A 19,845-nucleotide genomic window follows, 5' to 3' on the forward strand; every position below is an offset into this window, starting at 1 on the left:
GGCAGGAGAGGGATCATGGAAAAGAAGTTCACCAGCGACGAGGTGCCGCTCGCGCAGCTGCTCGACCAGGCCAAGTCGGGCAAGCTCCAGCTGCCGGACTTTCAGCGGGGCTGGGTGTGGGACGACAATCACATCTCCAGCCTGTTGGCGTCGCTGTCGCTGTCCTACCCGATCGGTGCGGTCATGACGCTCCAGACCGGAAACCCCGACGTCCGGTTCCGGCCCCGGCCGCTCCAGGGCGTCGAACTGCGCGGCTCGGTCGAGCCGGAGTTCCTCTTGCTGGACGGCCAGCAGCGGATCACCTCGCTCTACCTCGCGTTGCGTTCCGGTGCGCCGGTGCCGACCACGGATGCACGAAACAATCCCCTGGAGCGCCGCTACTTCGCCGACATCAAGGCCTGCATCGACCCGGCGTGCGATCGCGAGGACGCCATCAAAGGTGTGCCCGGCGACGGTCTAGTGAAGACATTCCGTGGCGACGTAACCCTGGACGTGTCGACGACTGAGGCTCAGGTCGCCGCGGGGATATTCCCGCTGGACAGAGTCATGGACTACTCCGAGACGATGTCATGGCATTACGCCTACGTTGACAACGGTCCGGGGGAACGCGATGAGCGCCTCCAGATCTGGCGCACATTCCACGAGTCGGTTATCAACGCCTTCTACCAGTACCAAGTTCCGACGATTGCGCTCATCCGGTCCACCCCCAAGGAAGCGGTCTGTCAGGTCTTCGAGAAGGTTAACACCGGCGGCGTCTCGCTGACTGTGTTCGAGCTGCTCACCGCCACCTACGCGGCCGACGACTTCAATCTGCGGGCCGACTGGGATGAACGCAAACGGCTGCTCGGCGCGGAGCGGCTGTTGCGCAGGTTCGAGGCCACCGACTTCCTGCAGATTCTGACTTTGCTGGCCACCTTCGACCGGCGCAAGCGGGAGCTCGCGGACAAACCCGGTGATGACAAGGCATCCGCTGTGTCCTGCAAGCGGCGAGACGTCTTGCGGCTGGAGCTTGCCGACTACCGGAAGTGGGCTGACGAGGCGACCGAGGCCTTGCGGCGGGTCGTGCGTTTCCTGCATGGCGAACATGTGTATCGCGCGAACGACGTGCCCTACGCCACCCAGCTGGTGCCGCTGACCGCGATTTTTGTCGCGCTCGGTGACGCTGTCGACCGGCCGCACGTCCAGCAGATGTTGCAACAGTGGTACTGGTGCGGTGTGCTCGGCGAGATGTACGGCGGTTCGACCGAGACGAGGTTCGCCAACGATCTGCAGGACGTCACTGCGTGGATCGGCCAGGACGGACCGGAGCCGGGCACGGTACGGGAAGCCCAGTTCCAGGCCGCCCGTCTGCTCACGCTCCGCACGCGCAACAGCGCCGCCTACAAGGGTATTTACGCGCTCCTGATGAAGCGGGGCGGGCGGGATTTCCGGACCGGCAAAACGATCGACGTCACCGCCTATCTGGACGACGCTATCGACATTTATCACATCTTTCCCCAGCGATGGTGCGCCGCGCACGATATCCCGATGAGTGTCGCCGACAGCATCGTCAACAAGACCGCGTTCGATGCCCGGACCAACCACCGTGTCCGCGGTGACGCGCCCAGCAAGTACCTGGCCCGGATCGAGAGCCAGGACCAGGTGGACGCCGCCTACCTGGACGCGATCCTGCGTTCGCACGGCGTCGACACGGTCGCGGTGCGCGCGGACGACTTTTCGACGTTCTTCAACGCCCGCTTCGAGCGGTTGCTCAAGCAGATCGAGGAGGCGATGGGGAAGCCGGTCAACCGGTCCGCCGACCGCTCGGAAAGTCCATTCGCGGGCACGAGCCGGGATGCCGAGCGGGTGCGCGAGGGCATCCAAGCGTTGATCAAGGCGGACGAGAGCAAAGTTGTCGAATTCAAGTCAACCGGCCGGAAGAGCCTGAAAACCGGAGAAAAAGACGACGGCGTCGAATGGGTGATCGTCAAATCGATCACCGCGTTCATGAACGCCGATGGCGGCACCTTGCTGGTGGGCGTGGCCGACGACGGCTCGATCGTTGGAATCGAAGAGGATTTCCCGTTCGTCGCGAAGAAGAATCTGGACGGCTGGATGCTGTGGCTCACCGAGCTGGTGGTCCGGACGATAGGCACTGTCGCCGCTGCCGGCCTCGATGTCCGGGTGGCGGTCATCGACGGGCGAACCGTCGCGCGCATTGATGTCGCTCCGGCGGCGAGGCCACAGTTCGCCACGCCGGCGAAGGGGGAGAAGAGGCCGCACTTCTATGTCCGTACCAACAACAACACACGTGAGCTGCACGGCCGGGAGGCGGTGGACTATCAGAAGGGGCACTGGACTGACTGAATGCTCCCATGATTGTCGGTGAGGACCGCTACGGTACGTCTCATGAACCAACTGTCAGTGCTGAAGGCGCCCGAGCCGGGCGAGATCCGCGACGAGCTGCAACGGCTCGTGGTGAACGATCTCCTCGGCCCGCTGGATGGCGCTGAAGAAGAGTTCACCGGGGCGGAGAACCCCATCGATCGATACCCGCTGGGCAGACTCGCCTCCCGAGGTGAGGTTGTAGAGCCGGAGACGCAGGATAGCTTCTCCACCGCCGAGGCCGGCGAAGCCGCCGACCCGGATCCGGAGCCGAGTGCGCCGAATGTCACGAGCCTGACGCCTTCGTCTCTCGGCTTCACCGCGCATGTGGACGGTCAGGAGAGCAAACTGCTCGTAACCGCTTCATGGGGTCGTTACGAGCGGGTGAAGTCGGAGCTGGAGGACACCGCGGGCACACTGGTCTGGCGGCGTGTTCCGATGGGTGGAGATGTCATCGTCCCACTAAAGCAGGGCAAGTTCACCGGCTTGGTGCCCGATGAGCGTGAGCCCGCGGTCGTGATCCGCGGCCGGGTGCGTAAGCACGCGGGCAACTGGCTGGTCTCGGTGTTCCTCGAGAACGGCCAGCCCGCACCCGACCGCAAGCGGCATCCGGAACTGTGGATCTTCCAGGTCGAACTCACTGCGGCCGCGGCAGGGGAGCGCCCAGTGTTCCTCCCACGGTTCGAGCGTGCTCGTGGCGGGGACAGCCAGGACAAGACCGAGCGCCGGCGCTTGGCGATGGCGTATCGCTTTCAGCCCGAGTTCGCGTTCGGCAGCGGCACGGCGGTGCATGCGACGACCGCTGCTGACAGCCCGATGCGGGCCATCCGGATCAGCACCCGGACTGTGCCGGAGTACGAAATCCCGTTCACCGATGTGCCCACCGCTGAAAACGACGAAGATCTGCCCGAACTCGACGACGTCGTGCTCGACATGAAGCAGCTTGCCGAGCTGGCCGAGCAGTCTGCTGACGCAGTGAGTACCGCGCTTCGGCCACTGGCGTTCGGCTATCGGGCCTGGATCGAGCGCCGGCGCGCGGACATCGAGGACCCCGCTCGGCATCTCGAGGACTACCGCGACGAGGCGGATAAAGGGTTGGCGGCGGCGACCCGTGCCGCGGAGCGTGTCGAAGCGGGTATCGAGGCACTGACCACGGACGCGAACGCCCGGCGTGCCTTCGCCTTCGCCAACCGGGCCATGTACCTGCAGCGCCTGCACACCCAGGTGGCGGCCCGGCGCCGCCAGGACCAGCTCAGCGACTTCGACGAGGTCGTTGCCGAGGTCGACGCGGGGACCGCACAGCGGTGGCGACCGTTCCAGCTGGCCTTCATCCTGCTCAACCTGCCGTCGCTGGCCGACCCCCGGCATCCGGAGCGATCCGAGGATCGTGAGCGGGCCGTGGCCGACCTGTTGTGGTTCCCTACCGGCGGCGGAAAGACCGAGGCCTATCTCGGCCTGACGGCGTTCGCCATCGCAGTCCGCCGCCTGCAGCCGGTCTTCGGCGAGTACAACGCCAGGGCAGGTGTCGCGGTGCTCATGCGATACACGCTCCGGTTGCTCACCATCCAGCAGTTCGAACGGGCGGCGACGTTGATCTGTGCGGCCGAGACCCTGCGCCGGGGTGACGAACGGACCTGGGGTGACGAGCCGTTCCGGATCGGTATGTGGGTCGGTGGCCGGGTCACGCCGAACAAGACCGAGCACGCGGAGGAGTGGCTCAAACAACGCCGGAATATTCGCGGCTCCGTGGTCCGCGCACAGGGTTCCCCACACCAGCTCTCCAGCTGTCCGTGGTGTGGCACCAAAATCGACGCGGGACGCGACATCGAGGTGAACAAGCCCTACCAGCGGACACTGGTCGTGTGTCCGGGGCTCAGCTGCCCGTTCGGCAGCGTTGCCGAGGAGACCCAAGACCTGGAGGTGGATCGCAAGGGCCTGCCGGTGCTGGTGGTGGACGAGGAGATCTACCGCCACCCACCGTCCCTGCTGATCGGGACAGTGGACAAGTTCGCTCAGCTGCCGTGGCGTGGCGAGACGATCACACTGTTCGGCAGGGTCAACCGGCGTTGTCAGCGACATGGGCTGGTGACCGACGACCTGCGGGCGAACACCGACTGTGACAGCGATTTCCATCGGCCGACACCGCACGCGCCGGCCGCACAGATCGTCCGCATCGCTCAGCTGAGGCCGCCGGACCTCATCATCCAGGACGAGCTGCACCTGATTTCGGGACCGCTGGGTACGTTGGTCGGATTGTACGAGAACGCGGTGGACAAGCTGGCCACCTGGCAGGATCCGGCGACTTCGCGCACAGTGCGTCCGAAGGTGATCGCCTCCACCGCGACCGTCCGGCGGGCCGACAGCCAGATCGGCTCGTTGTTCAACCGGGAAACGGCGATCTTTCCACCGCCTGGGCTGTCGGTCGAGGATAACTTCTTCGCCCGGCAACGGGATCAGCGGAAGCAGCCAGGTCGGCGCTATATCGGTATCTGCGCCCATGGTGCCCGGATCAAGTCGACGCTGATCCGGGTGTACGTGTCGGTGCTGGGGGCGGCGCAGAAGCTGCACGAGCAGTATGGCCGGAACGAAGTCACCGACCCGTACATGACCTTGGTCGGGTACTTCAACAGCCTGCGCGATCTCGGGGGTATGCGCCGGATCGCCGAGGATGACGTCCGTAGCAGGTTGCAGCGTGCCAACGAACGAGGGCTGGCCAGGCGCTTCGTCTCCGACGACGGGATCAAAGAGCTCACCTCGCGGCTGTCCTCGGATGAGATCCGGCCACTGCTCGACAAGCTTGAGATCACCTTCCCCCGCCGCAAGGAGAAGGGGGCTCCCACGCCCATCGACGTGCTGCTGGCCACCAACATGATCGCGGTCGGTGTCGATGTCTCCCGGCTCGGCGCGATGGTGGTGTGCAGTCAACCCAAGTCGACGGCCGAATACATCCAGGCGACCAGCCGCGTCGGCCGTACCCGGGAAGCTCCCGGCCTGGTGTTCACCGTGTACAACTGGGCACGGCCGAGGGACCTGTCCCACTACGAGAGCTTCGAACACTTCCACGCGACGGTGTACCGGCACGTCGAGGCGCTGTCGGTGACGCCCTTCGCCGAGCGCGCTGTCGATCGCGGCTTGACCGGGGTGCTGGTGGCGCTGGTCCGCGAGCTCGAACTCACCTACAACGGCAACCTGGAGGCGCTCAATTTCGCCAAGGACTCGCAGCTGGCCGATCATGTGGTTCGCTACCTGCGCCGCCGGGCGCTCGAAGTCAGTGACAAGCCGACCGCGGTGCGGGTCGAGTCAGCACTCGACGAGCGGCTGGCCAACTGGGCGCGCCAACGTGATGTTCCAGGCCGTCTGCTGGCCTATAAGCAGCCGAGGAGAACTGAGGATGTTGTGGGTCTGCTGTACAAGCCCAACGAAGGGCGGTGGCGGCAGATGACCTGCCCTACCTCGCTTCGCGATGTGGAGCCAGGTGTTCAGCTGCTGCTTCAGGGCGTCGACGGTGTCCGCGCCGAGGAACCTCCCTACCTGCCGCCGAGCGAACCGGACGCGGAGGCCGGGGAATCGGGTGACGACGCATCATGACTTCCCCAGTTCAGCATCGGGTTGGCGCGCTGCGCCCCAACCAGCTGCTGCACACCTACGGCGTCGGCGCCATGGCCGATTTGCCCAGCCTGTCCGTGATCATGCTCGGCCTGGACTACTGGAACCTCGACCAGTCGAGCACTCCGATTCAGGAAGATCGTCTGCTGGCCGCGGTGCGCGCCAAGCTCGGACATCAGGTGAGCCATCTGCGACTCCCACCCTATCTGCCGGAAAACTCGGCTGACCCCTTCGGCCAGTGGACCAAGGTCGGCGTGCCGGTCGCCCTCTTCCCGCGCTGGCTTCGATGTTCTCGGTGCAACCAGCTCGGTGAGGCCGAGGGCGGTCTGTTTGAACTCGATCCGGATCCGTTCCGACCGGACGCGGTTCGCTACGTGCACAGATGTTTCGGAAACGGACGGAAACGTCCGACTGCCCTCCCGGCCAGGTTCGTACTCGCGTGCGAGCACGGCCACCTCGATGATTTTCCTTGGCACTACTACACCCATCGCGGTCTACCACCGGAGACCGGGCACCCGCTCAAGATGACCGAGTCCGGCAGTACCGGCGAGGCGGCAAGCGTTCTTGTGTCCTGTGCTTGCGGGACTGGCAGGACGATGTCGGAGGCGTTCGGCGAAGCGGCCGCGGCCAGCCTCCCCGTCTGTCGTGGGCGGCACCCGCATCTGCCAGGTGTCTTCGAGGCCTGTGGGTTACCAGTGCGGACCTTGGTGCTCGGCGCCACCAACAGCTGGTTTCCCATGCAGCTGCGGGCGTTCACCGTGCCCAAGGCGGACAACACGCTGGCGCATCTGGTCGCCGAGTTCTGGACGACACTCGCGCTGTACACACAGGTGCCGGAAGCGACTGCCAAAGAAATGATCCAGAACCTGCAGTGCTGGCTGGAGCTCGAACCCTATGGGATCGATCGGGTTTGGAAATCCATGAAAGAACATGCCGCGCACAGTGGAAAAGAGCACCGGAGCGCCGATCCCGCCGATCTCCAGAAACCGGAATGGGACGCGTTCACCGCGAACGACCAGGTAGATGTCGCCGATTTCACCACCGTGCACGAGAAAGTTCCGCGTAACGCACGTTCCTGGCTTCGGCGGCTCGTCCTGATACCGAGGCTGCGGGAGGTCGCCGCCTTGTACGGGTTCACCCGGATCGACGCGCCGGAGTGGGAAGTACAGGACACCGAGGACCAACGCCAGGCTCCGCTGTCGGCGGGCGACCCGACGTGGGTACCGTGTGCCGAAATGCGTGGCGAGGGCTTCTTCCTCCGCTTCGATGAGGACCGGATCGCCCAGTGGGAGCGTACTGACGCCGTTCGCCAAAGGGAATTGGATCACCTGTTGCCCGCGCACCGGAAGTGGTGCGCGCAGCGGGAGGTCGATCCAGGCGGCTGGCCGGGGATGCGCTACGTACTGCTCCATACCTTCGCGCATGTACTCATCCGCGAGCTGGCGCTCGAGTCCGGGTACAGTGCGGCAGGCATCGGCGAGCGGATCTATGCGCGAAGCCCGCGCTCTGGCGAGGCGCCGATGGCCGGTGTTCTGTTGTACACCGCCGCACCGGACAGTGAGGGCACTCTCGGTGGCTTAGTTTCCCTTGGTCGCGCCGAACGGCTCGGCCAGCTCATCGACCGTGCGCTGGAGGCTGCTCAGATGTGCAGCTCGGACCCGTTGTGTTCGGAACATGATCCCCGGGAACACGGTCGTTTGTACGGCGCGGCCTGTCACGCGTGCCTGTTCGCGGCCGAAACGACCTGCGAGCGGGGGAACCAGTACCTGGACCGGGCGTTGCTGGTAGATACACTCGGTGCCACCGGGCACAGCTTCTTCACCGATCACTGAGGAGACGCGGGCAGGACCTCGACACTTTCCGCTTGGATGACCTCAGACTGCCGTCCGGTGTGCCGCAGCGGCCCGGTGACCCGGAGTTCGTTTCCGTCCCGGTGTGCGGTGACAGCCGTTTCGTAGTCGCGAAGCCCGAGCCGTAGCACGATGCGTTCCTCGGCACGTCGTTTGCCTTCGGCATCGACTATTCCGGACAGTTGGACCTTGCCCAGCTTGTCGGTCGGGGTGCGGTGCAGGTCGACCACCCGGCCGGTGACTGTCGCTGCAGCCACCGTGGGGTACTTGCGGAGGAACTTGCCGCCTCGCTTGATCACGGGAATGGTCCGTGAGTCGAACCGGAGTAACGGCGTATCGATGGCAACGGGAGACGCCGGCGCCCAGGAGAATGACAGTTCGAAGGTGCTCTGCCGTTGCCCGCCCAAATTCGTGAGAGCTTCGCAAAGGTTTGCCGAAACACCGTCGCCAATCCGTTCGGCAAACGCGGTGTAGTCGTCTCCACGCACGAGTTCGGCGGCTTCGAGGGCGGACGTCGCCGCCTGGTGGAGGTGGAGCAAGGCGTCACGCGAGGAATACAGCGGGGTGACACCGGCCTCAGGAAGGGGGCTTTCAATACGGAAGACGTAACTCCCTTCGCCGGTCTGCCCTAGCCGGATGTTGCTGATGATCGCCTTGGCGGCATCGGGTTTGCTGCTGGGTAGCACACTCGGCCGGATGGGCGACACGGTCGACGTTGCTGCGGCCATGAGCAGATCGTGGGTTCCCTGCACCGCCCGTAGGCCCTCCGACAGGGCAATGGTTCCGCTCGGGCCATCGGGAATGGTGCGGACGTAGTGTACGTCGACCCTGGCCGAACGGAGGTCACGGACGATCTCTTGGGGCGTCCGGTTTTCCACCAGAGCAAGGGTTTCCACGATGTCCGAGACGCCATTGGCGTAATCGCGGAGTTTTGGATCCGCTGGCACGAGCAGTTCCGCCTCGTCGCCATCGACCGTCAACCGCCACACCACGGAACGGCTATAAGGCCCACCTTCCCGCCACCCCGCCGCATGGAGATACGTGACGATGTCCGCGAGCTGGATGGTCGCCAGAAGCTCATAGGAGAACTGGGGCCGCGTCATGCTTCTGCCCGTATCGGTTCGGACGGGGCCAGCAGCTGTTGCAGAGCTGGAACGGTGAGTAGATTGCGGACAGGCACGTCGACGGCCACAGTACTGACTTGCTCTGGATCCACAGGGTGCTGGTCGAGGAGGGATACCCAGTAGGCCGCGTGTCTCAGCTCGGTGTGCTCCTGGGTAGGGGTCGCGTACTCCGGCCAATCGTCCGGCACGATGACCAGGACGAGAAAGCGGGGCATCCGAAAGTTCTGGCCGGCGAGTTCGTTGAAGTGCTTGGCGTTCATCCGGTACTTCCAGAACCCGTTCCGGTGCGTTGCTCGATGCCGGATCCAGGTTTTGACCTGAACCTCGATACTGGGGTGGCGCCATCCACCCAGAAAACCTTTGTAACCGAGAGTCAGATCGATTCCCCGGGTGTCGATATTCTCCTTAGCCACTGTAAGCCCCGCAGCGGACGCCAGCACCTGGACGAATGACTCGCCGAACGCACCCTGATGCTCGCTCTTGCTCAGCCCCATGTTCACCGCTTCGAGAGAGAGTTTGAGTCGATCGTAGACGATGTTCGAGGTGTATGGGCGTAGTTCGTCGACTGACCTGTCGCTTGCCGGTACGCACACGATGAGGTGAGTTGCGTTGATCGCTGTGCCGGTTGATTGCGTCCCCTGCCCCTCCTGTCGAGGCTGGGGAGGCAACGCGCGTCAATGGGAGGGTGCTATGTCGATGGTGACTGTGCAGGACGGAGGACGTGACTTGACGGTAGTAAACCGGGCTGGATCCTCGAGGCGACCGTTTCGTCCGTTGTGGCACCTGAGTGGTTGGGGAGCGCGAGCGGTTCATCGTTCGTCGTCGGTTCGCCCTTGGACGGTTCTGGTACGGCATGGCATGACGGCCGATGAGGCACGGCGTGGCCGGGAGGGCGCGGCGTTGTTGTTGGCGTCCACCATCCACTCCTGGGCTATCTTCATGATGCTGGCAGCCGGAACGCTGGTGCTGGACGAGTTGCTTGGTCGGGCGTACCCAGTATGGATATTTCTGCTGGAGACGCTACTGGTCCTCGTCGCGGTGCCGTGGATGGTGGTCTTCGTGGCGAAGCTGGCTGCGTGGCGTTCTACCCCGTACCGGCTGCTCCAGCGGGTCGAGCGTGCGGTGGCCGTCTTGAATCCGGTCCAGCCGCGAGTTCGGGTGGCACACGGCTGGCATTGGGACGAGTGGTACAGCATGAGTCGAATGCGTGCACGGCGCCGCCGACGGCTGGTTACCTTGGCGTGGCAGCTCAGTGGGGACCTTGCGGTGCTGAGCGGCCGTCCGCGACGTCGTCGCGACAGGGTTAAGGGCCTCGGCACGTGGCTGCTGTGGGCTGCGGAAGACATCGATGACATCGGACGCAGGGAAATCGTGACAAGGCGTTGTGTGGTCGTCGTGGCGCATGTCGTTCGGCCGGACCCGTGGCTCGAACTTGCCATGAAGCCGGTCGCAAGGGAGGCTGTGCTGGTCAGGCCGAGATTTGGCGACCATGTCGTCTCAATCGTGAGCATGTTCGTACCTACGGTGATCGGACCTATCGCGACAGTAGCCGCGGCCTTGGTCGCGGCTCTGGTCAGATGAGCCCTGCGCGGCGGCCGTGCAGGCCGTCGCCGAGAGGCGGATGTCATGTTCGTCACCGTTTCCGCAGGACAGCGGGTAAACGGCGATGCCGGGCCTACTACTACGCTGGGGCACGACTCGACTTGGTGCATGAGAGAGCGGAGCCGACGTGTCTGTGCCTTCACCAGCCCCCGGGGCGGGAACCAGCCCCGCTGCGCCCGGTGACGCCCTCGCGGACCTGCGCGCGACCGTTGGGCTCCAGATCTCCGACGAACCCCTGCTCCGCTCGATCGCGGGTGGCCTGGCCGAGGTCGAGAAGCTGCTGCGCGACGTCGTGCGCAGCGACGTCCAGGCCGTCAACGACGCGGCGTCGCACCTGGTGGAGGCGGGGGGCAAACGTTTCCGTCCGCTGTTCACGCTGCTGTCCGCGCAGTTCGGGCCCAAGCAGGACGAGCACGTCGTCATCGCGGCGGCCGCGGTCGAGCTGGTGCACCTCGCGACGCTCTACCACGACGACGTCATGGACGAGGCGACCATGCGGCGCGGCGCGGAGAGCGTCAACGCGCGTTGGGACAACACCGTCGCCATCCTGACCGGCGACTTCCTCTTCGCGCACGCCTCACGGCTCGTCGCGGACCTCGGCACCGACGCCGCGCGGATCATCGCCGAGACCTTCGGCGAACTCGTCACCGGGCAGATGCGCGAGACCGTCGGCCCCGGCGAGGGGGACGACCCGGTCGAGCACTACCTGACGGTCATCGCGCAGAAGACCGGTTCGCTGATCGCCACCTCCGGCCGGTTCGGCGGGATGATGTCCGGCGCCGCCGAGGAGCACATCCAGGCGCTGCGCCGCTTCGGCGACATCATCGGCACCGCGTTCCAGATCTCCGACGACATCATCGACATCGCCTCGCCCTCGGCCGAGCTGGGCAAGCTGCAGGGCACTGACCTGCGCGAGGGCGTCCGCACGTTGCCGATGCTCTACGCGCTGGCCGATCCGGGCACCGATCCGAGGCTCGTCGAGCTGCTGTCCGGCCCGATCGCCGACGACGCCCTGGTGTCCGAGGCGCTCGAACTCCTCCGCCGGTCCAGTGGCCTTGAACGCGCACGGGTGACCCTTTCCGACTACGCTCAGCGAGCACGTGCCGAGCTCGCGGCGCTGCCCGCGTCCCCCGCGCGGGACGCGTGCGAGTCGGTCGCCGACTACCTGGTCGAGCGCACGCACTAAGGGCACTAAAGGGGCAGGAAAGATGTCCATTTTCGGACAGGTGTGGTTGTGGAGCCTGCTGGCGTTCTTCATCGGCGTGCTGCTGACCTGGCTGTTGCTGGTGCTGCCCGCGCGCAAGCGCGTCCGTGAGCTGGAGGGCGCGCTGACCGACGCTCGTGCCGACGCCGCGCGGACCCCGGTGAACGCGGGCGCGCTCGCGGCGGGCGCGGGTGTGGTGGGCGCCGCCGCGACCGGGACGGCGATCTTCGCGCGGCCGGGTGCCGACGAGGAGCCGCCCGCACCGGCCTATCCCGCCACGATCGTGGAGCAGGAGCCGGTCGCGGACCCGAAGACGCCGGAAGTCCCGGAGCGCGAGCACATCGCCGAGGGGTTCCTCGACGTCCCCGCCGAGCGGGAGCCGGACAAGGCAGTGCCGGACGAGGCAGTGTCTGACGAGGAAGCGCTTGCGGCGACACAGGTCTTCTCGCCGGAGCCGGGTTACCCGACCGTCGAGCACGAAGCCGGGGAGCTGGTGCTCCCCGAGCCGGAACCCGAGGTCCCGCACGAATCCTTGCCGGAGCCGGAATCCGCGTACGAGGAAGCCGAGCGGGCGGTCGAGCCGGACTACCGCGCCGCGGCGACCCAGTACCTCAGCGTGCCGGCGGAGGAAACCGAGTACCTGCGCCCGGTCGAGCCGCCGCGGGCGGAGGAGCCCGCCCCGTCGGGATCGCTGTTCAGCTCCGCCCCGGACGGACCCGAGCACGGCGACGACGTGGAATCCGCTTACGACACCACGGAATCCGTCTACGCCGGGCTCGAACACGGTGCGCACGAACACTTCGCGTCCGAGCACTTCGCGCCCGAGCACAGTGTGTCCGAACAGGACGAACCGGAGCCCGTCGAGGCCGAGCCGGTCGTGTCGGAGACGCCGGAGCAGGAGGAAGCGCCCGCGGGGTCGCTGTTCCGGTCCGAGCCCGTCGCCGAGACGCCGCCGCGTTCGATGCTGGAGCAGAAGCTCGATCCGGGCAGTGAGCCGGTTTCCCTCTTCCAGCCGTCGTCCCGTACCGAGCCGCACCCGGCGCCCGACTGGTTCGACCAGGAACCGCTACCGGAGCGTTCGCCGTTCGAGGAACCCGAGGCGGCGTATCTCGGCGAGCACGAGGCGACCGAACACGTGGCTTCGCCGTCGCACCCGGCCACGGCCTCGGACGAACCCGCGTACGCCTTCGGCGGCGGGGAAGAGACCGCGACGGGCGGCGTGCTCGACGAGGTTCCCGAGGAGACCCCGGCGGAGACGACGCAGATGCTGCCGAAACGTCAGCCGAGGGAAGCGCCGCGCGGCGGATTCGAGCCACCGCGGCCGATCCAGCCGTCGATGCGGCCGGTCGAACGGCGTGAACCGGAGGGCGCGGGCGCGCACAGCGGATCGCTGTTCGAGCCGTCGGTACAGCCGAACCAGGTCGCGGCCTCGATGGCGCAGCAGGCCGCGCCCGAACCGCCGCCCGCGCGCGAGGTCGCCGAGGACGCGGTGCCGCCGGGCCCGTTCGGCCCCGGTTCGGCGATGCCGCGGCCGGGCGGCGGACGTCCCGCCGAGGGGTTCGCGGTCAAGGCCAGCGTGACGGCGTTGCGGTACTGCACCGAGGAATCGCCGCAGTTCCCGCGCATGGTCGCCGAGGTCTGGTTCCGGACGCCCAGCGACGCCGAACGCGTCGGCTTCCGCCCGCTGACCTGAGGTTTACCGCCCGGAAAGGTCCGTGGGGGCCTCCTTGAGGGACTCTAGGTCCCTCAAGGAGGCCCCCACGGACCTCGGAAACCGGGGTTACACGACCGTCCAGGTGTCCTTGCCGCGCAACAGACCCTGCAGATCGGGGGTGCGCGCGGCGCGGGCCTGCTCGACCTGGGCGCGGGCGCCGTCGTCGTAGGTGGGCCGCTCGACCTGGCGCAGGATGCCGGTCGGCACGTGGTTGAGGTTCTGGTCGCCCAGCCGCGACAACGCGAAGGCGTACGACGTGTCCGCGATCGCCGGGTCGTGCACGACGAGGTTGTCCTCGCCGATGTCGGCGACCTTGCCGACGTCCAGGCCACCCCAGTCGCCGCGCCGGACCCCGAACTCGCCCTCCGCGCCGAAGCGGATCGGCTCACCGGCCTTCAGCGGGATCAGCCGCTGCGCCGCCTCGTCCTTGTCCTTCAGCACGTCGAACGCGCCGTCGTTGAAGATCGGGCAGTTCTGGTAGATCTCCACCAGCGCCGACCCCCGATGCTGGGCCGCGGCCTGCAGCACCTCGGTGAGGCCCTTGCGGTCGGAGTCCATCGCGCGCCCGACGAACGACGCCTCGGCGCCGATGGCCAGCGAAAGCGGGTTGAACGGGGTGTCGACCGAGCCCATCGGGGTGGACTTGGTGACCATGCCCTGCCCGGAGGTCGGCGAGTACTGCCCCTTGGTCAGTCCGTAGATCCGGTTGTTGAACAGCAGGATCTTGATGTTCACGTTGCGCCGCAACGCGTGGATCAGGTGGTTGCCGCCGATGGACAGCGCGTCGCCGTCCCCGGTGACGACCCACACCGACAGGTCCGGGCGGGTGGTGGCGAGCCCGGTCGCGATCGACGGCGCGCGGCCGTGGATCGAGTGCATGCCGTAAGTGTTGAGGTAGTACGGGAACCGCGAGGAGCAGCCGATCCCCGAGATGAAGACGATGTTCTCGCGCTTGAGGCCGAGCGTGGGCAGGAACGACTGGACGGCGTTGAGCACCACGTAGTCGCCGCAGCCGGGACACCAGCGGACCTCCTGGTCCGACTTGTAGTCCTTGGCCTTCTGCGGTTCGTCGGTGGTGGGTACCAGGTCGACGCCGCCCAACTGGGGAAGCCCGAGGTCGATCGCGGTCACTTGACGCCCTCCGGAACGAGGTTGGTGATGATGTCGGCGAACACGTTCTGCAGTTCCTCGGCCTTGAACGGCAGGCCGGCGACCTTGGTGTGCGAGTGGACGTCCACGAGGTACTTCGCGCGCAGCAGCAGCGCGAGCTGGCCGAGGTTCATCTCCGGCACGACGACCTTGTCGTAGCGCGCCAGCACCTCGCCGAGGTTGCCCGGCAACGGGTTCAGGTGCCGCAGGTGGGCCTGCGCGATCGGCATCCCGAGCTTGCGCACCCGGCGGCACGCGGCGCCGATCGGGCCGAACGAGGATCCCCAGCCGAGCGCGAGCACGCGCGCTTCGCCGCTGGGATCGTCGACGACGAGGTCCGGGACGTCGATGCGGTCGATCTTCGCCTGCCGCAGCCGGACCATCCTGTCGTGGTTGTCCGGGTCGTAGGAGATGTGCCCGGTCCGGTCGGCCTTCTCCAGCCCGCCGATGCGGTGCTGGAGCCCGGCGGTGCCGGGGATCGCCCACGCGCGGGCCAGGGTCTCCGGATCGCGCACGTACGGCCAGAACTCGCCGGATCCGTTGTCCGCGTTGGGTTCCGAGGCGAACTCGACGCGCAGGTCCGGCAGCTCGGCGACGTCCGGGATGAGCCACGGCTCGCTGCCGTTCGCGATCGCGCCGTCCGAAAGCAGCAGCACCGGCGTGCGGTACTTGAGCGCGATGCGGGTGGCCTCGAGCGCGGCGTCGAAGCAGTCCGCGGGCGAGAGCGGCGCGACGATCGGCACCGGGGATTCGCCGTTGCGGCCGAACATCGCCTGCAGCAGGTCGGCCTGCTCGGTCTTGGTCGGCAGGCCGGTGGAGGGCCCGCCGCGCTGGACGTCGATGACGACCAGCGGCAGCTCGGTCATCACGCCGAGCCCGACGGCCTCCGACTTCAGCGCGACGCCGGGACCCGAGGTCGAGGTGACGCCGAGCGCGCCGCCGTAGGACGCGCCGAGCGCGGCGCCGATGCCGGCGATCTCGTCCTCGGCCTGGAAGGTGATGATGCCGAAGTTCTTGTGCTTGCTCAGTTCGTGCAGGATGTCCGAGGCCGGGGTGATCGGGTACGTGCCGAGCAGGATCGGCAGCCCGGACCGCTGCCCGGCGGCCACCAGCCCGTAGGCCAGCGCGGTGTTGCCGGTGATCTGGCGGTAGGTGCCCTTGTCCAGCTTCGCCGGGGCGACCTCGAACGTCGTCGCGAACGATTCGGTGGTCTCGCCGTAGTTCCAGCCCGCGCGGAAGGCGAGGATGTTCGCCTCGGCGATTTCGGGCTTCTTCGCGAACTTCTCGCGCAGGAACCGCTCGGTGCCCTCGGTCGGCCGGTGGTACATCCACGACAGCAGGCCGAGCGCGAACATGTTCTTGCAGCGCTCGGCGTCCTTCTTGCCGAGCCCGGTGTCCGCGAGCGCGCCCTGGGTCAGTGTCGACATGGCGACCCGGTGCACCTGGAACGAGGCCAGCGTGTCGTCGTCGAGCGGGTCCTTGTCGTAGCCGACCTTGACCAGGTTCCGCTTGGAGAACTCGTCGGTGTTCAGGATGATGGTCCCGCCCGACGGGACATCGCCGAGGTTCGCCTTCAGCGCCGCGGGGTTCATCGCGACGAGGACGTCGGGGCGGTCGCCGGGGGTCAGGATGTCGTAGTCGGCGAAGTGCACCTGGAACGAGGAGACGCCGGGGATGGTGCCCTGGGGCGCCCGGATCTCGGCGGGGAAGTTCGGCATCGTCGACAGGTCGTTGCCGAACGCCGCGGCCTCCGACGTGAAGCGGTCACCGGTCAGCTGCATTCCGTCGCCGGAGTCGCCGGCGAACCGGATCACCACCCGGTCCAGCTTGCTGACCTCGGTGGGCCTGGAGGCGGCCAGTTGCGCGGCCGCTCCGTTGCCGTTCGCACTCGTGCTCATGGGTCAGGGAATCCCTCTCTCCCGACATGCTGCGTGACCCGGGTCGGCTCCCGGGGTGGACGCCCGCCCGGTGGTGTCGGCTCCGGCCACCCGGCCTTCCACGAGGTTAGCTCGTACCGGACCTCAGGGTGGCCCGGCGTCCGTTCGGTGGACGACTCTCGGAGTGCCGTTCCGGCAGCGCCGCCGGTCGTCCCATTTACCTGTAACCGATGGTAACGGTCAGAGCGTGTGGGCCGGTGTGACCCGCGTCTCCGCGACGACCGTAGTGGCCGCGCTTCCGGGCCCGTTCAACGCCCGCTGATGCGTGCCTTCATCGCCGCCAACCGCTCGGCGAAGGCCGGTGAGGCCAGGGAAGCGAGCTGTGGCGTGATCTCGGCGTCGACCGCGTCGGCGTGTTCGGTGAGGCCCCGACTGGTCCCCAGCGACCGCTTCGTCGCGAGGACGACGTCGCGGGGCGCGGCCACGGCCGGGGCGGCGAGGTCGAGCGCGGCGGTGACCAGCGCGTCGTGGTCGCCGTCGACGACCCGTAGCGCGAGCCCGGCCCGCACGGCGGCCTCGGCGTCGAGCGCCTCGCCGAACAACGTCATCGCCGCCGCCTGCTGGCTGCCGACGGCCTTCTGGACCATCCAGGTCATCCCGCCGCCGGGGTGCAGGCCCAGTTCGAGGAAGCGGGCGACGAACTTGGCGCGGGGGCCCGCCAGTCGCACGTCCGCGGCGAGCGCGAGGTTGAGCCCGGCGCCGACGGCCGCGCCGCCGACCGCGGCGATCGTGGGCAGCCGACATCGGGCCACGGCGAGGAAGCCGTCGTAGATCGCGCGGAGACCGGCTTCGTCCGCGGTGCCCAGCGCGGTCAGGTCGGCACCCGCGCAGAACGCCGGGGGAGCGCCGGTGACGACGACCGCGTGCACGGCCGGGTCGGCTTCGGCTCTCGCCACGGACGCGGCCAGCTCGGCGGACAGGTCGAGCGTGAGCGCGTTGCGGGTGCCGGGGGCGTCGACGGTCAGCAGCGCGACGCCCTTGTCGTGTTCGCTGCGGATGGTGTCGCTCATTCATTGAGCGTGACACGGAACACGCGACGGGTTCCCGGAATGTGGCGCACGCCGCGCTTTTCCGGGCTGTCTCAGGCTCTGTCCATTCAAGATTCGGGAGAGGGCGGCCGTTCCAACAGGCGGGACAACACGACCGTGGACACCGTCCGGTCGACGATTTCCAGACCGCGCAGCCGTTCCAATGCCGTCTCCAGGTGGTGGATGTCGCTCGCGCGCAGGTGCACGATGGCGTCCGCGGCGCCGGACACCGTGTAGGCGGCGACGACCTCGGGCAGCGGTTCGAGCCGGGCCCGGATGCGCGCCGGGGTGATGTTCCCGTTGCAGGTGACCTCGACGAACGCCTCGGTGCCCCAGCCGAGCGCCTCGGGGTCGACGACGGCGGTGAAGCCCCGCAGGACGCCGGTTTCGAGCAGCCGGTCGACCCGGCGTTTCACCGCCGGGGCGGACAGCCCGACGACCTTGCCGATCTCGGCGTAGCTGGCGCGGGCGTTCGCGACGAGGCACGAAACGATTCGCTGGTCGATGGTGTTCACACGCAATACTTAGCATGTATATGCGCAGTGAACAGCGATTGATTGCGGTATGAGGGCGCTTTACCCTGCACTTATGCAGGGATCCCGACCGCTGGAGCAGCCGCGCGTGCCCACCACGCGCCGATACCTGATGTGCCCGCCGCGCTTCTTCGCGGTGGACTACGCGATCAACCCCTGGATGGACCCGACCCAACCGGCCAGCGCCGAGGTCGCGATGGAGCAGTGGACCGTGCTGCGCGACACCTACCGCAGGCTCGGTCACACCGTCGAGGAGATCGACCCCGAACCCGGCCTGCCGGACATGGTCTTCGCCGCCAACTCGGGCACCGTCGTCGCCGGTCGCGTCCTCGGCTCGCGGTTCCGCGCGCCGCAGCGGACCGCCGAGGCCGAGTACTTCCGCCGCTGGTTCGTCGAGCACGGCTACCGCGACATCACGATGCCGGAGAAGATCAACGAGGCCGAGGGCGATTTCGCCTGGACCGGCACGCTGCTGCTGGCGGGCACCGGCTTCCGTACCGACCCGGCGGCGCACGCCGAGGCGCAGGAGGTCCTCGGCGTCCCGGTGATCTCCCTGCACCTGGTCGACGCGCGCTACTACCACCTCGACACCGCGTTGTTCGTGCTTTCCGAGGCCACCGACACCCGGCGCGCGCAGATCGCGTACTACCCGGACGCGTTCTCGCCGGGTTCCCGCCGGGTGCTGGAGCGCCTCTTCCCGGACGCGGTGCTCGCCGACGCGGCCGACGCGGAGTGCTTCGGGCTCAACGGCGTGTCCGACGGCCGCAACGTCGTCCTGCCGGTGGAGGCGACCGGATTGGCCGCGCGCCTGGAAAAGCAGGGTTACGCGCCCGTCTTCGTGGACATTTCGGAGCTGCGCAAGGCGGGCGGCGGGCCGAAATGCTGCACGATGGAGATTCGCAAAGGCTAAGAGTGGGTAAAAAGCTGTAACTCTCACGCTGGTCATTCGATACTTCGGCAGAACCCCTGGATGATCTAGCGAGGCGAGCGATGGCGGTCAATCTGGCCGTACATGGGATCGGGCGGCCGGAGCGGCAGCTCGACCCCGGCGAAAACGAGCGCTGGGTGACCGTGGAGCAGTTCGAGCAGCTGCTCGACACGGTCGCCGGGCGGGACGACGTGCACCTGAGCTTCGACGACGGCAACTCCTCGGACGTCGAGATCGCGCTGCCCAAGCTGGTCGAGCGCGGCCTGAGCGCGGAGTTCTTCCCGCTCGCCGGCAAGCTCGGCGAACGGGGATATGTCGACTCCGACGGGGTCCGCGAGCTGGTGCGCGCGGGGATGACCATCGGTTCGCACGGCTGGGAGCACAGCGACTGGCGGCGGCTCGACGACCGGCGCGCCCAGCGGGAGCTGGAAGCGGCGCCGCGCAGGCTCGGCGAGCTGAGTGGCACGCCGGTGCGACGGTTCTCGCTGCCCTACGGCGCTTATGACCGCCGGGTGCTCGGGCGGCTTCGCGCCGCCGGGGCGAGCCGGGTGTACACAAGCGACGGTGTGCCCGCGCGGTCGGACAGCTGGCTGCAGGCGCGGACCGAGGTGCGGCACGACCTCGACCAGCGGTGGCTCGACGACGTCGTGGCCGGTGCGGGCTCGGTGTACCGTCGAGCGGGACGCTGGGCCGCGCGCTGGGTCCGGCGCGTCACCCGCTAGCGGGAACTTCCGCCCAGGTCCGCGAACAGTGGGGAAACTACCGGCCTCCGGCTCTTGAGTTCGGTGACGGTGCGGTGCATTCTG

The 19,845-nt window shown here is 67.4% G+C and carries 14 protein-coding genes; 8 read left to right on the plus strand and 6 right to left on the minus strand.

What is annotated here, in order from left to right:
- Nucleotides 1-15: 15 nt before the first annotated feature.
- The 3 genes from ABD987_RS21475 to drmB are packed head-to-tail and all read left to right on the plus strand — an operon-like array spanning nt 16 to nt 7,802.
- On the plus strand, nt 16-2,346 hold the full coding sequence (locus ABD987_RS21475) for a GmrSD restriction endonuclease domain-containing protein (RefSeq protein WP_345396350.1): 2,331 nt from the start codon (nt 16-18) through the stop codon (nt 2,344-2,346).
- Nucleotides 2,347-2,388: 42 nt separating this feature from the next.
- Nucleotides 2,389-5,952 carry a DISARM system helicase DrmA gene (drmA, locus tag ABD987_RS21480; RefSeq protein WP_345396353.1) on the plus strand — a complete coding sequence of 1,188 codons (3,564 nt, stop codon included), beginning with the start codon at nt 2,389-2,391 and terminating at the stop codon, nt 5,950-5,952.
- On the plus strand, nt 5,949-7,802 hold the full coding sequence (drmB, locus tag ABD987_RS21485; RefSeq protein ID WP_345396356.1) for a DrmB family protein: 1,854 nt from the start codon (nt 5,949-5,951) through the stop codon (nt 7,800-7,802). The genes drmA and drmB overlap by 4 nt, the downstream gene beginning before the upstream one ends.
- Here drmB and ABD987_RS21490 read toward each other — a convergent pair.
- Both ABD987_RS21490 and ABD987_RS21495 read right to left on the minus strand, forming a co-directional pair.
- Nucleotides 7,796-8,923: a hypothetical protein gene (locus ABD987_RS21490; protein WP_345396359.1), complete on the minus strand. Its 1,128-nt coding sequence runs from the start codon at nt 8,921-8,923 to the stop codon at nt 7,796-7,798. The genes drmB and ABD987_RS21490 overlap by 7 nt on opposite strands.
- Nucleotides 8,920-9,438: a DUF4365 domain-containing protein gene (locus ABD987_RS21495; protein WP_345397474.1), complete on the minus strand. Its 519-nt coding sequence runs from the start codon at nt 9,436-9,438 to the stop codon at nt 8,920-8,922. Before ABD987_RS21495 ends, ABD987_RS21490 begins: the two co-directional genes overlap by 4 nt.
- Nucleotides 9,439-9,802: 364 nt before the next feature.
- Between ABD987_RS21495 and ABD987_RS21500 the strand changes: the two genes are divergently transcribed.
- The 3 genes from ABD987_RS21500 to ABD987_RS21510 all read left to right on the plus strand — a co-directional run bounded on the left by ABD987_RS21500 (nt 9,803) and on the right by ABD987_RS21510 (nt 13,443).
- Complete coding sequence (locus ABD987_RS21500; RefSeq protein ID WP_345396362.1) at nt 9,803-10,525, plus strand: hypothetical protein; 723 nt, start codon at nt 9,803-9,805, stop codon at nt 10,523-10,525.
- A gap of 154 nt (nt 10,526-10,679) precedes the next feature.
- Entirely contained in the window at nt 10,680-11,732 is a 1,053-nt protein-coding gene (locus tag ABD987_RS21505; protein WP_345396365.1) for a polyprenyl synthetase family protein, read from the plus strand.
- Between the two features lie 22 nt (nt 11,733-11,754).
- The gene (locus ABD987_RS21510; protein ID WP_345396368.1) at nt 11,755-13,443 is read left to right on the plus strand and encodes a sunset domain-containing protein; all 1,689 of its coding nucleotides are present in this window, start codon (nt 11,755-11,757) and stop codon (nt 13,441-13,443) included.
- A gap of 87 nt (nt 13,444-13,530) precedes the next feature.
- Here the strand turns inward: ABD987_RS21510 and ABD987_RS21515 are convergent, their stop codons facing one another.
- The 4 genes from ABD987_RS21515 to ABD987_RS21530 form a co-directional block, all read right to left on the minus strand.
- Entirely contained in the window at nt 13,531-14,595 is a 1,065-nt protein-coding gene (locus ABD987_RS21515) for a 2-oxoacid:ferredoxin oxidoreductase subunit beta (RefSeq protein WP_345396371.1), read from the minus strand.
- Nucleotides 14,592-16,511 carry a 2-oxoacid:acceptor oxidoreductase subunit alpha gene (locus tag ABD987_RS21520; protein WP_345396374.1) on the minus strand — a complete coding sequence of 640 codons (1,920 nt, stop codon included), beginning with the start codon at nt 16,509-16,511 and terminating at the stop codon, nt 14,592-14,594. The genes ABD987_RS21515 and ABD987_RS21520 overlap by 4 nt, the downstream gene beginning before the upstream one ends.
- 287 nt (nt 16,512-16,798) lie before the next feature.
- Nucleotides 16,799-17,560: an enoyl-CoA hydratase gene (locus ABD987_RS21525; RefSeq protein ID WP_345396377.1), complete on the minus strand. Its 762-nt coding sequence runs from the start codon at nt 17,558-17,560 to the stop codon at nt 16,799-16,801.
- Nucleotides 17,561-17,646: 86 nt separating this feature from the next.
- Entirely contained in the window at nt 17,647-18,093 is a 447-nt protein-coding gene (locus ABD987_RS21530; protein ID WP_345396380.1) for an Lrp/AsnC family transcriptional regulator, read from the minus strand.
- Between the two features lie 130 nt (nt 18,094-18,223).
- On the opposite strand from ABD987_RS21530, the gene ddaH reads away from it, so the two are divergent.
- Complete coding sequence (gene ddaH, locus ABD987_RS21535; protein WP_345397477.1) at nt 18,224-19,021, plus strand: dimethylargininase; 798 nt, start codon at nt 18,224-18,226, stop codon at nt 19,019-19,021.
- Between the two features lie 80 nt (nt 19,022-19,101).
- Entirely contained in the window at nt 19,102-19,761 is a 660-nt protein-coding gene (locus ABD987_RS21540) for a polysaccharide deacetylase family protein (protein WP_345396383.1), read from the plus strand.
- The last annotated feature ends 84 nt before the right edge of the window (nt 19,762-19,845 follow it).

Source organism: Amycolatopsis samaneae (assembly GCF_039541975.1).
GTDB lineage: Bacteria > Actinomycetota > Actinomycetes > Mycobacteriales > Pseudonocardiaceae > Amycolatopsis > Amycolatopsis samaneae.